15 protein-coding genes are annotated in these 14,875 nt (G+C 72.1%); 4 read left to right on the top strand and 11 right to left on the bottom strand.

Annotated features, from left to right (window positions below; translation table 11 throughout):
- The first annotated feature begins 26 nt into the window (after positions 1 to 26).
- Entirely contained in the window at positions 27 to 1,556 is a 1,530-nt protein-coding gene (locus Q5762_RS17530; protein WP_315893062.1) for a UDP-N-acetylglucosamine 1-carboxyvinyltransferase, read from the top strand.
- Positions 1,557 to 1,598: 42 nt separating this feature from the next.
- Here the strand turns inward: Q5762_RS17530 and Q5762_RS17525 are convergent, their stop codons facing one another.
- From Q5762_RS17525 to Q5762_RS17480, 10 genes are all read right to left on the bottom strand, one after another.
- A complete protein-coding gene (locus tag Q5762_RS17525) occupies positions 1,599 to 2,045 on the bottom strand; it encodes a hypothetical protein (protein WP_315893061.1) in 447 nt (148 codons plus the stop codon).
- On the bottom strand, positions 2,029 to 2,520 hold the full coding sequence (locus tag Q5762_RS17520) for an RNA polymerase sigma factor (RefSeq protein ID WP_315893060.1): 492 nt from the start codon (positions 2,518 to 2,520) through the stop codon (positions 2,029 to 2,031). The genes Q5762_RS17525 and Q5762_RS17520 overlap by 17 nt, the downstream gene beginning before the upstream one ends.
- On the bottom strand, positions 2,517 to 3,149 hold the full coding sequence (locus Q5762_RS17515) for a class F sortase (protein ID WP_315893059.1): 633 nt from the start codon (positions 3,147 to 3,149) through the stop codon (positions 2,517 to 2,519). Before Q5762_RS17515 ends, Q5762_RS17520 begins: the two co-directional genes overlap by 4 nt.
- Positions 3,146 to 3,529, bottom strand: a complete 384-nt coding sequence (locus Q5762_RS17510; RefSeq protein WP_315893058.1) for a sortase-dependent protein — start codon at positions 3,527 to 3,529, stop codon at positions 3,146 to 3,148. The genes Q5762_RS17515 and Q5762_RS17510 overlap by 4 nt, the downstream gene beginning before the upstream one ends.
- Before the next feature lie 174 nt (positions 3,530 to 3,703).
- Positions 3,704 to 4,651, bottom strand: coding sequence for a tetratricopeptide repeat protein (locus Q5762_RS17505; protein WP_315893057.1), 948 nt, complete (start codon positions 4,649 to 4,651; stop codon positions 3,704 to 3,706).
- A gap of 224 nt (positions 4,652 to 4,875) precedes the next feature.
- Positions 4,876 to 5,376 (bottom strand): thiol peroxidase, encoded by a 501-nt coding sequence (gene tpx / locus Q5762_RS17500; protein ID WP_315893056.1) that lies wholly within the window; start codon positions 5,374 to 5,376, stop codon positions 4,876 to 4,878.
- Positions 5,377 to 5,459: 83 nt separating this feature from the next.
- Positions 5,460 to 6,113 (bottom strand): hypothetical protein, encoded by a 654-nt coding sequence (locus tag Q5762_RS17495; RefSeq protein WP_315893055.1) that lies wholly within the window; start codon positions 6,111 to 6,113, stop codon positions 5,460 to 5,462.
- Positions 6,114 to 6,142: 29 nt separating this feature from the next.
- Positions 6,143 to 7,693 (bottom strand): MFS transporter, encoded by a 1,551-nt coding sequence (locus Q5762_RS17490; protein ID WP_315893054.1) that lies wholly within the window; start codon positions 7,691 to 7,693, stop codon positions 6,143 to 6,145.
- A 117-nt stretch (positions 7,694 to 7,810) separates the two neighbouring features.
- Complete coding sequence (locus tag Q5762_RS17485) at positions 7,811 to 8,209, bottom strand: RidA family protein (RefSeq protein WP_315893053.1); 399 nt, start codon at positions 8,207 to 8,209, stop codon at positions 7,811 to 7,813.
- Positions 8,206 to 9,402: an acyl-CoA dehydrogenase family protein gene (locus Q5762_RS17480; RefSeq protein WP_315893052.1), complete on the bottom strand. Its 1,197-nt coding sequence runs from the start codon at positions 9,400 to 9,402 to the stop codon at positions 8,206 to 8,208. The genes Q5762_RS17485 and Q5762_RS17480 overlap by 4 nt, the downstream gene beginning before the upstream one ends.
- Positions 9,403 to 9,522: 120 nt before the next feature.
- Here Q5762_RS17480 and Q5762_RS17475 point away from each other — a divergent pair, with 120 nt between their 5' ends.
- Genes Q5762_RS17475 through Q5762_RS17465 form a run of 3 tightly spaced genes read left to right on the top strand, consistent with a single transcriptional unit; the run spans position 9,523 to position 12,470 of the window.
- A complete protein-coding gene (locus tag Q5762_RS17475) occupies positions 9,523 to 11,166 on the top strand; it encodes an AMP-binding protein (protein ID WP_315893051.1) in 1,644 nt (547 codons plus the stop codon).
- Between the two features lie 9 nt (positions 11,167 to 11,175).
- Positions 11,176 to 12,018, top strand: a complete 843-nt coding sequence (locus tag Q5762_RS17470) for a PaaX family transcriptional regulator C-terminal domain-containing protein (protein WP_315893050.1) — start codon at positions 11,176 to 11,178, stop codon at positions 12,016 to 12,018.
- A complete protein-coding gene (locus tag Q5762_RS17465; RefSeq protein WP_315893049.1) occupies positions 12,015 to 12,470 on the top strand; it encodes a hypothetical protein in 456 nt (151 codons plus the stop codon). The genes Q5762_RS17470 and Q5762_RS17465 overlap by 4 nt, the downstream gene beginning before the upstream one ends.
- Here Q5762_RS17465 and Q5762_RS17460 read toward each other — a convergent pair.
- Positions 12,457 to 14,874 (bottom strand): bifunctional salicylyl-CoA 5-hydroxylase/oxidoreductase, encoded by a 2,418-nt coding sequence (locus Q5762_RS17460; RefSeq protein WP_399495187.1) that lies wholly within the window; start codon positions 14,872 to 14,874, stop codon positions 12,457 to 12,459. The two genes, Q5762_RS17465 and Q5762_RS17460, sit on opposite strands and share 14 nt — an antisense overlap.
- Position 14,875: the final 1 nt, after the last annotated feature.

Genomic DNA, 14,875 nt, shown 5'->3' with positions numbered 1-14,875 from the left:
CTCATATCTGAGATAACGTGACGCCCATGGCAGACGACTACCTCGTACGCATCGGCAAGCTCATCCGTGACGCCCGGCAGCACCGGGGCTGGACGCAGACGCAGCTCGCCGAGGCCCTGGCCACAAGCCAGAGCGCCGTGAACCGGATCGAACGTGGCAACCAGAACATCAGCCTTGAGATGATCGCACGCATCGGCGAAGCACTCGACAGCGAGATCGTGTCCCTGGGTTACGCCGGACCCATGCATCTGCGGGTCGTCGGCCGCCGCCGGCTCTCCGGGGCCATCGACGTCAAGACGAGCAAGAACGCGTGTGTCGCGCTGCTCTGCGCCTCGCTCCTCAACAAGGGCCGCACGGTGCTTCGCCGTGTCGCCCGCATCGAGGAGGTCTTCCGGCTCCTGGAGGTCCTCAACTCCATCGGGGTGCGCACCCGTTGGATCAACGACGGGGTCGACCTGGAGATCGTGCCGCCGGCCGAGCTGGACATGGACTCGATCGACGCCGAGGCCGCGATCCGGACCCGTTCGATCATCATGTTCCTCGGCCCGCTGCTGCACCGCCTCGACCGCTTCAAGCTGCCGTACGCGGGCGGTTGCGACCTCGGTACGCGCACGATCGAGCCGCACATGATCGCGCTGCGCCGCTTCGGCCTCGACATCACGGCCACCGAGGGCCTCTACCACGCGCAGGTCGAGCGGTCGGTCTCCCCCGACCGCCCGATCGTCCTGACCGAACGCGGCGACACGGTAACGGAGAACGCCCTCCTCGCAGCAGCCCGCCACGACGGCGTGACCGTCATCCGCAACGCCTCCTCCAACTACATGGTCCAGGACCTCTGCTTCTTCCTGGAGGCGCTCGGCGTACGGGTGGACGGCATCGGCACGACGACGCTGACCGTGCACGGTGTCCCGCAGATCGACGTGGACGTGGACTACTCCCCGTCCGAGGACCCGGTCGAGGCGATGAGCCTGCTGGCCGCGGCGGTCGTCACGGAGTCCGAGCTGACGATCCGCCGGGTCCCGATCGAGTTCATGGAGATCGAGCTCGCGGTCCTGGAGGAGATGGGCCTCGACCACGACCGCTCGCCGGAGTACGCCGCCGACAACGGCCGTACGCGCCTGGTGGACCTGACGGTCCGGCCCTCCAAGCTGGAGGCCCCGATCGACAAGATCCACCCGATGCCGTTCCCGGGCCTGAACATCGACAACGTGCCGTTCTTCGCGGCCATCGCGGCGACGGCCCAGGGCAAGACCCTGATCCACGACTGGGTCTACGACAACCGCGCGATCTACCTCACCGACCTCAACCGCCTCGGCGGCCGCCTCCAACTCCTGGACCCCCACCGCGTCCTGGTCGAGGGCCCCACCCGCTGGCGCGCGGCCGAGATGATGTGCCCCCCGGCCCTGCGCCCCGCGGTCGTCGTCCTCCTCGCGATGATGGCGGCGGAGGGCACCTCGGTCCTGCGGAACGTGTACGTCATCAACCGCGGCTACGAGGAACTGGCGGAGCGCCTGAACTCGGTAGGAGCACAGATCGAGATTTTCCGGGACATCTGACGCGAAGCCAGTCAGTCCCCTGCCTCCCGGCCCTCCCCGTCGCTATGAGGGGCGGGCCGGTGGCGTCGACGGTACCGGGGTGAAGGGGCCCGGGCTGGTGGAGGCGCTGGGGCCGGGGGTTTTGGGGACGCCGGGGCGGAGCAGGTCCGGGGTGGCCGACGGGGTGGGCTCCGAGGGTGTGGGCGACGGGGTGGACGACCGGGTGGGCTCGGGCGCGGAGCTCGTCGCGGGGGGTGGGGCGAGCGGGACCGTCGGGGGTGCGGGGGCCACGTCGGACGACAGGCTCAGAGGCAGCGCGACCAGGGCGGCGACGGCGCACGACACTCCCACGCCGGCCGCGGCGCGGCGCAGCCTGCGGCGCGCCGCCGCGCGGCGGATCGCTTCGTAGCGGCCTGCGGGCGGGCCGAGGTCGGCGGCGGGTGGGCGCAGGATGACGGCGAGGGGGTCGGCCGGATCGAGGTCCGGACCCTCGTCAGAGTGCGCGATCAAGGCTTCTCCCCAAGTGGGCGCGGAGCAGTTCTCGGGCCGCGTGGAGGTCGGCCTTGACGGTTCCCTCCTTGCGCTCGGTGAGCACGGACACCTCCCGGATCGGCATGTCAGCGTAGTAGTGGAGCAGGATCGGGACGCGCAGTCGTTCCGGCAGCGACTGTACGAGGAGCCGTACCGAAGGGTCCGGGGGTTCGGGCCGCGGGCCGACCGTGGCTTCTACGGTGGCGCGGTGCACGGCTCTGCGTTCGCGTTCGAGCTTGCGCCAGTGGTCCCGGACGAGGTTGGCCGCCGTGACGTAGAGGAAACCCTGGGGCTCCGCCACGGAGGTCCAGCGGGCCCAGAGCCGGGTGAACGCCTCCGAGGCGATCTCGTGGGCCGTCTCGTCGTCGTCGACCAGCCGCCGGCACCAGCCGGCGAGGCGCGGATAGAGGGCGGCGAACAGTTCGGACGCCGCCCTCTCACGGGACCCTTTCACCGCTCTCCATGGTCGTGATCAGGGTTCTCCGGGGACAGCGTGGCGAAGACGATCACGTTGTCCCGGTACTCCTCACCGGCACGGGGGCCGCCGCAGGTGATGAGCCGCAGCTCGGGGCGGTCCACGTTGCCGTAGACCGCGTCCGACGGGAAATCGGCCTTGGCGACCGTCCGTACCTCGGTGACGGTGAAGACCTCCGTGGTGCCGTTCTCCAGGCGCGCCTCGATCCGCCCGCCCCGCCGCAGCCGCCCGAGGTTCCGGAAGACTCCGTCCCCCCAGGCCCCGACCGTGACATGGCCGAGGATCACCGACGGGCCGGTCCGACCCGGCGTCGGCGAGTGCCGGTACCAGCCCGCCACGTCGTCCTCGGCGATCGGCGGCACCTCTACGCTGCCGTCCTGGGCCAGCCCCAGCTGCATCAGCGCGGTGTCTACGCCGATGGCCGGGATCCGCAGACCGACCGGGATCGAACGGACGGGCGTGCGCGCCGCGTTCCCGGAGGACCGTGGCGTGCTCTTCGGACTTGCGGTCGCGCCCTGGGTCGTACGGGTCGTACGGGCACCGCCGCAGCTCACGAGCAGCGACGCCATCGACGCGGTGGCGAAGGCGCGCCTGGAGAGCGAGGTCATGCCCCGGTCGCCTGCCGGCGGCGTATGAACACGAACGCGGCGCCGCCACCGACGAGCACCGCGGCGGAGGCCCCGCCGATCAGCCCGGCGTCGGCCATGGGGTTCGCCGATACGGGCGTCAGCGCACCGGTGTCGGGTGCGCCGCTCGGCACGACGGCGACCTGACCGGAGGTCGGAGCTGCCGGGGCGGGGGTCTTGGGCGCGGGGGTCCCGGGCGCGGGGGAAACGGACGGCTCGGCCGGGGCCTTGGGCGCGGGGGCCGCGCTGCGCGTGGGAGCCGGGGTGGGCCCGTCGGCGAAGGCGGGCGCGGTGCTCGCCGCCAGGGCGGTGCAGGCGAGTGCCAGGGCACTGAAGGCAGTACGGCGGACGGTTCGGCGCATCGATCGCTCTCTCTCGAGGGGGTGGTGCGTGATGGATCGAGAGGAGAGACGAGGCAGCGGGGGGAGTAGTTGCAAAGAGATGGCAAAGCCGGTCGGGGGTCCCATGGATGGCGAAGCCGGTCGGGTCCTTGGATGGCGAAGCCGTCCCGGACTCCCCCGCCGCGTATCCGCGTGTCAGTTCGGGGGCGCCGGCTGCCTGCGGAGTTTCTTGCGGAGGTTGCGGGTCTCGGGGTGCTTGGGGCCGAAGGCCGCGTCCAGGATCGCGAAGCTGTCGTCGTACCACTGGCGGGCCTGGTCGGGGCCGTCGGTGAGCAGGGCGACGTCGCCGAGGCGTTCGCAGACGATGCTCAGGTCCCGCTGGGTCTCCAGGTCGCGCGGGTCGTCGCCGAGGAGCAGGCGGCGGATGGAGAGGGACTCGTCGTAGTGGGCGCGGGCGGCCTCCAGCTCCCGGCGGCGCACAGCCAGGTCGCCGAGGCGCTCGTACTGGACGCCGAGGTCCCGGCGGGCCTGCGGGTCGCCGGGGAGTTCGGCCGCGAGTTCCCGGCGTACGGCCAGGGCGCGGGCGTACCACTCGGCCGCCTCGTCCAGCTCCTGGCGTTCCGTCGCCAGCAGACCGAGCCGCTCCTGGACCACGGCCTGTTCCCGGCGGTCTCCGGGGTCGTGCGGATCGGCCGCGACCACGCGCTCGGCGAGCGCGAGGGCCGTCAGGTAGCGGTCGTGCGCCGTGTACTGGGCCGCCACTCCGCCGGCCTTGAGGGCGATCTCGCCGAGTTTGAACTCGCCGAACCGCAGGTCCCGCAGCAGCCGGACGTCGGCCGGGTTCTCCTCGTGCAGCCGCGTGGTGATGGCCAGGCCCTCCGCGTACGCCTGCTCGGCCTGGTCGAGGCGGTTCTCGCCCACCCAGAAGTCGCCGTACTTGTTGAACGACACGCCGAGGTCCCGCCGCGTGGAGACGTCGGGGAACTGTTCGGCCAGGCGGATCGACTCCGCCAGCATGCGTTCGTAGTGCCGCCGCGCCTCGCGCGGCTTGCCTCTGCGCAGGGCCTGGTCACCGGCCTGCTCGGCGGAGAAACAGCTGTCGACGAGACCCTGCCGGACCCGGACCGCATCCCATCTCGTCATCGAACCCCCACGCACACGACCCGGCCCCATCACGGAGGGAAACCAGAGGAAAACCAGCTGACGGGACCACTATCCCCGGCGCCGGCACCCTCCGAATCGTCCTGAGTCCAACCTTCCACCAGAGTTCACCCGGCGGTCGTGGGCAGGTCAGGCGGTACGGGCGGGCGGTGCGGAAAGACGGTACGGGCGGGCGCCGCGGGGACGGCCCGCCCGTACCGGTCCCGCTACTTCAGGGCGGCGATGGCGGCCTCGTAGTCCGGCTCGGTGGTGATCTCGCCGACCAGCTCCGAGTGCAGCACCTCGTCGTTCTCGTCCAGGACGACCACGGCGCGGGCGGTCAGGCCCGCCAGCGGGCCGTCGCTGATGTCGACGCCGTAGTTGGTGTGGAAGTCGCGGTCGCGCAGGGTGGAGAGCGTCTTCACGTTCTCCAGGCCCTCGGCACCGCAGAAGCGGGACTGCGCGAAGGGCAGGTCGGCGGAGATGCACAGCACGACCGTGTTCTCCAGGTCGGCCGCCTTCTCGTTGAACGCACGGACAGAGGCGGCGCAGACGCCGGTGTCGACGCTCGGGAAGATGTTCAGCACCTTGCGCTTCCCGGCGAACTGCTCCAGCGAACTGTCCGTCAGCTCCTTGGCGACGAGCGAGAACGCCGGAGCGACGCTGCCGGGGGCGGGCAGCACACCGTTGACCTGCACGGGGTTGCCCTTGAAGGCGATCTGGGCCATGGGGAGTCTCCCTCGGAGGGTGTTCGGAGAGTGATACGACAACGCCCCCGATCGTACGTCGCGTGATGCCCCGGCACGCCGCGCTACCAGTCGATCCGGTCGACCACCCACTTCCGCAGCGCCGCGTCGTCGGCCGGCAGCTCCTCGTCGGCCGGGCACGGGGTCAGGACGAGGACGAAGTGCGTGAGATACCCGTACGGGCCGTGGTCCGCCAGCGGGCTGACGACGACGGCGTGATCGCCGGTGCGCCATATCCGGCAGAGCGCGAACGGGCCCATGCCGAACCAGTCGTCGGTGCGCACGGTCCGGACCGGTGGGTGACCCAGCACCTCGCTCACGGTGGCGGACGCCTCGGCGAGCTCCGACTCGCAGGTGTCGAGCGGGACATCCGTACGGAACGTCCAGCCGAGCTCGTCCGCCCAGCCGCGGACGTCACCGGTCAGCCAGTCGACGTTGTTCTCGCCGTCCGGGTCGTACGGGCAGGCCTCGGCGAAGACCAGGTTGAGCGTCGCCGTCCCGTCCCCCATCGGGTTGTCCACGTTGTACGAGAGGACATGGTCGTGGCGCGTGCGCTCCGCGTCGCACACCAACTGCGTGAAGCCCCAGCCCAGGACGTCGGTGCCGTGGTCGAGGATCCGGTCGTCGGGCACCGGGGCCATGGTGGGGAGCGCCAGCAGGTCGCGTATCGCTTCGGCGGTCAGCGTCGAGGTGGCCAGGGCCTTCACGTTCACGTTCATGGGTCGAACGTACGCGCCCCCACTGACAGTCAGCCGGGAGGTGGTATACCGCCCTTGAGGCGTTCGATGTCGGAGGGGCGGACCTGGATCGCGAAGACGGCGATCACGAACGACACGACCGCGAACACCGCCGCCGTGATGAAGCCGGACGAGACGCCCGCCGTGAGGACCTCTTCGGACCAGGGCGGTGGCAGTTGGCCGGTTCTGGCGAACTGGGCCCGTTCCAGGGGGTTCGCCTGGGCGAGGAACTGGGGGATCAGGTCCTTCGCCTCGTTGCGGCTGGCCGTGCCGAAGACCGTCACCAGGATCGACAGGCCGAGCGAACCGCCCACCTGTTGGGTGGCGTTGAGCAGCCCGGACGCCGCGCCCGCCTCCTGCTGCTCGACGTTGGAGAGCGCCATCAGGGTCAGCGAGACGAAGATCAGGCCCATGCCGAAGCCGAAGACCAGGATCGGGCCGAGGATGCTGCCCAGATAGGTGGAGTGCACGTCGGTCAGGGTCAGCCAGGACAGGCCGATCGCCGACAGGAGCGAGCCGACGACCATGAAGGGCTTCGGCCCGTACCTGGGCAGCAGTTGGGAGGTGAGTCCCGCGCCGACCGCGATGATCGCGCTCACCGGCAGGAACGCCAGGCCGGTCTTCAGCGGGCTGAATTGCAGCACGTTCTGCACCCACAGCGTCAGGAAGAAGAACATGCCGAAGATCGCCGCGGCGAGGCAGAGCATGATGCCGTACGTCCCCGCCCGGTTGCGGTCGGCGAACATGTGCAGCGGGGTGATCGGCTGCCGGGAGCGCCGTTCCACCAGGATGAAGAGGAGCAGCAGGACGACCGCCGCGCCGAACGAGGCCAGCGTCCAGGGGTCGCGCCAGCCCTCCTGGGCGGCGCGGATGAACCCGTACACCAGCGCCACCATGCCGAGGGTGGAGGTGAGCGCTCCGGTGAAGTCGAAGTGGCCGGGGTGCCGCTCGGACTCCCGGATGTGCCGGGGCGTGAGGAACGCGATGAGCAGCGCGATCGGCACGTTCACGAAGAAGATCCAGCGCCAGTCGAGCCATTCGACGAGCAGACCGCCGGCGACGAGGCCGATCGCGCCGCCGCCCGCCGATACGGCCGCGAACACGCCGAAGGCCCGGTTGCGTTCCGGGCCTTCGTCGAAGTTCGTGGTGATCAGGGAGAGCGAGGTCGGGGAGGCTATCGCTCCGCCGACGCCCTGGAGGGCCCGGGCGGCGAGGAGTTGCCAGTCGTTCTGGGCCAGTCCGCAGAGCAGGGAGGCGAATCCGAAGAGGAGGATGCCGAAGATGAAGACGCGGCGGCGGCCGAGGATGTCACCGGCACGGCCACCGAGCAGGAGCAGTCCGCCGAAGGTCAGCGTGTAGGCGTTGACCACCCACGACAGGCTCGTGGTGGAGAACTCCAGCGAACTCTGGATGTGGGGCAACGCGATGTTGACGATCGTGATGTCGAGAACGACCATCAACTGACACGAGGCGATGACGAACAGGGCGATGCCCTTGCCGTCCCCCCCCTTCTTGGGCGTCGAGGCTTGTGCTGCGTCAGGCGTCGGCTTCGGTGTACTCATGGCGCATCGCGCCGCCTCGCTCGGTGAGGAGCCGTGGGCCGGTCGGTCCACCTTTCGACACTAAGCCCGGGTCCTGTGAGTCTCCAGTTGATCAAGCGGGGCGGGCGCGGAGTGCGCTCACTCCAGGACGGCGAGGCCGTCCAGTTCCACCTGGGCCTGCTCGTCCCAGAGCCGTACGACTCCGATGACGGCCATCGCCGGGTAGTCGCGGCCGGCCAACCGCCGCCAGATCCGGCCCAGTTCGGACGCGTGGCGCCGGTAGTCGGCGATGTCGGTGGCGTAGACCGTGACGCGGGCGAGGTCGGCCGGGGAGCCGCCGGCGTGCCGGAGCGCGGTGAGGAGGTTGGTGAGGGCCGTCTCGAACTGCTCGGGCAGGGTCTCCCCGACGACCTTGCCGTCCCGGTCGAGGCTGGTCTGCCCGGCGAGGAGGACGAGGCGGGAGCCGGTGGCGGTGACGGCGTGCGAGAAGCCGGTGGGCGGGGAGAGTTCGGCGGGGTTGTGCCGGTGCAGGCTCATGTCGTGGCCTCGCTCATGTCGTGGCTCCCCTCGGACGGGTCGGCCGGCCGCTGCTCTGATGTGCCTTCGGAGCGCGCCCGCTCCTTGTACAGCTCCCTCGCGATGATCGTGCGCTGGACCTCGGTGGCGCCTTCGTAGATGCGCGGGGCACGCACCTCCCGGTAGAGGTGTTCCAGGAGGTGGCCGCGTTGCAGGGCCCGGGCCCCGTGCAGCTGGACGGCCGCGTCGACGACGTACTGCGCGGTCTCGGTGGCGAGCAGCTTCGCCATCGCCGCGCGGCGCGGCACGTCCTCCGCCCCCGCGTCGTACGCCGCCGCCGCCGCGTACACGAGAAGGCGGGCGGCTTCGGTACGGGTGGCCATCTCGGCGACCTGGTGGGCGACGGACTGCAGGTCGCCGAGCACGCCGCCGAAGGCGGGGCGGGCGGCGGTGTGGGCGAGGGTGGCGTCCAGGGCGGCCTGGGCCATGCCGACCGCGAAGGCGCCGACGCTGGGCCGGAAGCGGTTGAGCGTGGTCATGGCGACCCGGAAGCCGCGGTCGGGCTCGCCGAGGAGGTCCGCGGGGCCGACGGGGACGCCGTCGAAGACGAGGGTGCCGATGGCGTGCGGGGCGAGCATGTCGAGGGGGCTGCCGGACAGGCCCGGCCGGCCGGCCGGGACGAGGAAGGCGGTGACGCCCCGGGCCCCGGCGCCCTGGGTGGTCCGGGCGAAGACGGTGGCGAAGTCGGCTTCGGGGGCGTTGGAGATCCAGCGTTTCTCGCCGTGCAGGCGCCAGCCGCCCGCGCCGTCCGGCCGGGCCTCCAGGGCGAGCGCGGCGGCGTCGGAGCCGGCCCCGGGCTCGCTGAGCGCGAAGGAGGCGACGGCCCGGCCCGCGACGATCTCGGGGAGCCAGCGGGCCCGCTGCTCGGGGGTGCCGAAGGCGGCGACCGGGTGGCCGCCGAGGCCCTGGAGGGCGAGGGCCGTCTCGGCCTCCGTACAGGTGTGGGCGAGGGACTCGCGGAGCAGGCAGAGGTCGAGGGCGCCCGCGTCGAAGAGCCCGGCGAGCAGGCCGTGGTCGCCGAGGGCGGCGACGAGGGGGCGGTTGACGCGGCCCGGTTCGCCCTTCTCGGCGAGTGGCCGCAGCCGTTCGGCCGCGAGGGCGCGAAGCTCCGCGCAGCGGGTGGTCTGCTGTGGATCGAGTGAGAATACGGACATTCGGACCCCTGTCCCGTTCGCCGACGTCACTTCCAACCGACTTCCATCGCGCACTGTTGACTGTCGTCACCATCACGATACGCTCGATGTGCGACCCCACCACGACAAGGGGACGAACTCATGGAGCTGACTCCCTCGGCCCACCACGACACCTTCGCGCGCGACCATCTGCCGCCCGCCGAGCAGTGGCCGCGCCTGCTCTTCGATCTGCCGGGGCTCGACTACCCGGAACGGCTCAACTGCGGCACGGAACTCCTCGACCGCACGGTGGAACGATTCGGCGCGGAGCGCCCCGCCTTCCGGGACGGCGCGGGAGATGTCTGGACGTACGGTCAGCTGCGCGAGCGGGTGGACCGGATCGCCCATGTCCTCACCTCCGAGCTCGGCGTCCTGCCCGGCAACCGGGTGCTCCTGCGCGGCCCCACCACCCCCTGGCTGGCCGCCTGCTGGCTGGCGGTCATGAAGGCGGGCGCCGTCGCCGTCACCGTGCTGGCCCAGCAGCGCGCCCAGGAGCTCGCGGTCATGTGCGAGATGGCCCGCTGCGCGCACGCGCTCTGCGACGTCCGGACGGTCGACGACCTGGTCAAGGCCGAGGTGCCGGGGCTCAGGATCACGGCCTTCGGCGGGGACGCCCCGGACGACCTGCTCGCGCTCGCCGCCACCGCGCCCGACACGTACGAGGCGGTGGAGACCGCCGCCGACGACGTGGCGCTGATCGCCTTCACCTCGGGGACCACCGGGCGGCCCAAGGGGTGCATGCACTTCCACCGGGACGTGCTGGCGGTCGCCGACACCTTCTCCGCGCACGTGCTGCGCCCCGAGCCGGACGACGTCTTCGCCGGCTCCCCTCCGCTCGGCTTCACCTTCGGGCTCGGCGGGCTCGTCCTCTTCCCGCTGCGCGCCGGGGCCAGCGCGCTGCTGCTCGAACAGGCGGGCCCCAAGCAGCTGTTGGAGGCGATCGCCGAACACCGGGTGTCGGTGCTTTTCACCGCGCCGACGGCGTACCGGGTGATGCTGGAGGAGATCGACCGGCACGGCGGGCACGACGTCTCCACCCTGACCTCCCTGCGCCGCTGCGTGTCGGCGGGCGAGAACCTGCCGGCCGCGACCTGGGACGCCTGGCACGAGCGCACCGGCCTGAAGCTCATCAACGGCATCGGGGCGACGGAGCTGCTGCACATCTTCATCTCGGCCGCCGACGGCGACATCCGCCCGGGCACCACCGGGCGGCCGGTCCCGGGCTGGCAGGCGCGGGTGGTGGACCGGTCGGGCGCGGAGGTGCCGGACGGCGAGGAGGGGCTGCTCGCGGTGCGCGGCCCGGTCGGCTGCCGCTATCTGGCCGACCCGCGCCAGAGCGAGTACGTCCACGGGGGCTGGAACGTCACGGGCGACACGTACGTCCGCGACGCCGACGGCTACTTCCGCTATGTCGCCCGCGCCGACGACATGATCATCTCGGCGGGCTTCAACATCGCCGGCCCTCAGGTGGAGGAGGCGCTGCTGGCCCACCCGGACGTGGTCGAGGCGGCGGTGGTGGGGCACGAGGACGCGCTGCGCGGCCAGATCGTGGTGGCGTACGCGGTGGTACGGAACGGGGTGCCGCGCGACGCGGAGACGGCGGGGGCGCTGCGGGCGTTCGTACGGGCCCGGCTGGTGCCGTACAAGAGCCCCCGGAAGATCGTCTTCCTGGACGCGCTGCCCCGGACGGCGACGGGCAAGCTCCAGCGATTCCGGCTGCGCGCGGGCCCCGAGGACACCCCCTAGAGTGATCACGTGGCCGAGCAGCACACCCCCCGTTCCCTGATCGTCTCGCTGTACGGCGCGTACGGCCGCGGCCTCGCGCCCGGCGAGGAGCCCTTGCCGGTGGCCGAGCTCATCCGCCTCCTCGCGGTGCTCGGCGTGGACGCGCCGTCGGTGCGCTCGTCGGTGTCCCGGCTGAAGCGGCGGGGCCTGCTGCTGCCCCGGCGGACGTCGGACGGGGCAGCGGGATACGTCCTGTCGGACGACGCCCGCCAGCTCCTGGACGACGGCGACCGCCGGATCTACGCCCGTACGGTGCCGGCGCTCTCCGACGGCTGGGTCCTCGCCGTCTTCACCGTCCCCGAGGCCGAACGTCACAAGCGCCACCTGCTGCGCTCGCGCCTGGCCCGGCTCGGCTTCGGCACGGCGGCGCCGGGGGTCTGGATCGCGCCGGCGCGGCTGTACGAGGAGACCCGGCACACCCTGGAACGCCTCGGCCTCTCCACGTACGTGGACCTCTTCCGGGGCGAGCACCTGGGGTACGCGCCGACGGCGGAGGCGGTGGCGCGCTGGTGGGACCTGCCGTCGATCGCCAAGCTCCACGAGGAGTTCCTGGCCGCGCACGAGCCGGTGCTGCGGGCCTGGAAGGCCGCCCCGGGCTCGGCGGAGGACGCCTACCGCGACTACCTCTTCGCCCTGGACACCTGGCGCCGCCTCCCGTACGCGGACCCGGTCCTCCCGGCCGAGCTGCTCCCCCAGGACTGGCCGGGCGCCCGCTCGGCGGCGGTCTTCGCGGAACTGCACGAGCGGCTGCGGGACGTGGGGGCGGAGTTCGCGCAACCGGCCGACGAGACCGGTCGTCCTTCCAGTACATGACATCCGTCCGTACCGAAGAGGAGCCGTTGGAGCCCGCCTGGCTGGTCGCCGCGAACGTCGTGCTGTGGCGGCGGTGGGGCGACCTCGGCCAGGAGCTGCGGCCCGGCACGAAGGCGTACAAGGGCGGGGCGAAGGTGTACGTCGTCGACACCTATCCCGGCATGGGCAACGAGCAGCTGACCACCGTCGGCCGCGGGCGCCACAACGGCCGGTGGATCACCATCGACATGGGCACCCGGCATCTGCACACCTTCCGCGCCACGTTGGTGTACGCGCCGGCCGTGCTGCGGCGCCACCGCGGCGCCGGCTGGTTCCCGCGCACGCGCGAGGGCGCCGAGCAGGCGGCCGTCGAGCTGGAGCGCACGGCGCGGGAACTACGGCGCACCCACCATGCGGGCCCGCACCCCGACCCGTGCCTGTGTCATGACTGCCTGAACGTCACTTCAGTCTGAGCCTCGGCTTCGGGGCGTCCGTGCGGCCCGTCGGGGGTGTGCGGCTGCCGGCGCGGTACGGGGGCGGCCAGGGGGCTGCCGGGCCCTGGTAGTTCTGGTCGGCCGCCGCGTGCAGGGTCCAGTGCGGGTCGTAGAGGTGGGGGCGGGCCAGGGCGCAGAGGTCGGCGCGGCCGGCCAGGAGGAGCGAGTTGACGTCGTCCCAGGAGGAGATCGCGCCGACCGCGATGACCGGGACGCCGAGCGCGTTGCGGATCCGGTCGGCGTACGGGGTCTGGTAGGAGCGGCCGTACTCGGGGCGTTCGTCGGGGACGACCTGGCCGGTGGAGACGTCGAGGGCGTCGGCGCCGTGGGCGGCGAAGGCGCGGGCGATCTCGACGGAGTCCTCGGGCGTGGTCCCGCCGTCCGCCCAGTCGGTCGCGGAGAGGCGGACGGTCATCGGCCGGTCCTCGGGCCACACCTCCCGTACGGCGTCGAAGACTTCGAGGGGGAAGCGGAGCCGGTTCTCCAGCGGGCCGCCGTAGGCGTCGTCGCGGTGATTGGTCAGCGGGGAGAGGAATCCGGAGAGCAGGTAGCCGTGGGCGCAGTGGAGTTCCAGGAGGTCGAACTCGCACGCCGCGGCGCGCCGGGCGGCCGCGGTGAACTCCTCCCGTACGGCGGTCATTCCGGCGCGGTCCAGGGCGTGCGGGATCTGGTTGACGCCCGGGCGGTACGGGAGCGGTGAGGCGGCTGTCAGCGGCCAGTTGCCTTCGGGGAGTGGCTGGTCCATGCCCTCCCACATGCGGCGGGTGGAGCCCTTGCGGCCGGAGTGGCCGAGCTGGACGCCGATCGCGGTGCCGGGGGCCTGCGCGTGCGCGAAGGCCGTGATCCGGCTCCAGGCGCCGGCCTGTTCGTCGGTCCACAGGCCGGTGCAGGCGGGGGTGATGCGGCCCTCGGGGCTCACGCAGACCATCTCGGTCATGATGAGACCGGCGCCGCCGAGGGCACGCGCGCCGAGGTGGACGAGGTGGTAGTCGCCGGGGAGGCCGTCCTCGGCGACGTACAGGTCCATCGGTGAGACCACGACCCGGTTGCGCAGGGTGAGTCCGCGCAGCCGGAAGGGGGTGAACATCGGCGGGGTGCCGGGCGGGCAGCCGAAGTCCCGTTCGACGGAGTCGGTGAACCGGGGGTCGCGCAGGCGCAGGTTGGCGTGGGTGACGCGGCGGCTGCGGGTGAGGAGGTTGAAGGCGAACTGGCGTGGCGGCTGGTCGAGATGGCCGGCGATCTCCTCGAACCAGCGCAGGCTGGCCGCCGCCGCGCGCTGGGTGGACTCGACGACGGGCCTGCGCTCGGTCTCGTACGCGGTCAACGCCTCGGCGATCGTGGGCTGTTCCTCGACGCAGACGGCGAGCGCGAGGGCGTCCTCGACGGCGAGCTTGGTGCCGGAGCCGATGGAGAAGTGGGCGGTGTGGGCGGCGTCGCCGAGGAGGACGGTGGTGCCGTGGGACCAGCGCTCGTTGACCACCGTACGGAACGCGGTCCAGGAGGAGTTGTTGGAGCGCAGGGGCCGGCCGCCGAGGACGTCGGCGAAGAGCTTGGCGCAGCGGGCGGTGGACTCGTCCTCGTCCAGCTCGTCGAATCCGGCGGCCCGCCAGACCTCTTCGCGCATCTCGACGATGACGGTGGAGGCGGAGGAGGAGAAGGGGTAGCCGTGGAGCTGCATCACGCCGTACTCGGTCTCGGCGATCTCGAAGCGGAAGGCGTCGAGGGCGAAGTCGGCGGCGAGCCAGATGTAGCGGCAGCGGTGGGTGGTGATCCGGTGGCGGAAGACGTCCGCGTGGGCCTCGCGGGTCGCGCTGTGGACACCGTCGGCGGCGATGACGAGGTCGTGCGTGGCGGCCAGCTCGGCGGCGGGCGGCGCTTCGGTACGGAAGCGGAGCCGTACGCCGAGTTCGGCGCAGCGGGCGTGCAGGATCTCCAGGAGCCGGTGGCGGCCGAGGGCGGCGAAGCCGTGGCCGGTGGAGGTGAGGAGGTGGCCGCGGTGGCCGATGTGGATGTCGTCCCAGCGGACGAACTCCTCCTGGAGCGCCCGGTGGACGGCGGGGTCGGCATGCTCGATGGCGCCGAGGGTCTCGTCGGAGAGCACGACCCCGAAACCGAAGGTGTCGTCGGGCGCGTTCCGCTCCCAGACGGTGACCTCGCGGGCGGGATCGAGCCGCTTGAGCAGCGCGGCGGCGTAGAGCCCGCCGGGGCCGCCGCCGACGATGGCGATGCGGAGGGGGGTGGGTGCGGGTGCGGGGGCGGGTGCGGGCTGGTCGTGGGGGTGGGCGCCTGCGGCGGGCTCCTTCCCCACCCCGCCCCTTCCCGAACCGGGACTCCGCCCCGGACCCCGCGCCTCGAACGCCGGCGAGGCTGGATTTCCGCCCATC

Origin of the sequence: Streptomyces sp. P9(2023) (assembly GCF_032436795.1) — a bacterium.
Taxonomy (GTDB): domain Bacteria; phylum Actinomycetota; class Actinomycetes; order Streptomycetales; family Streptomycetaceae; genus Streptomyces.
The sequence above is the reverse complement of the archived record's forward strand: the minus strand, read 5'-3'. Positions and strand labels throughout refer to the sequence as shown.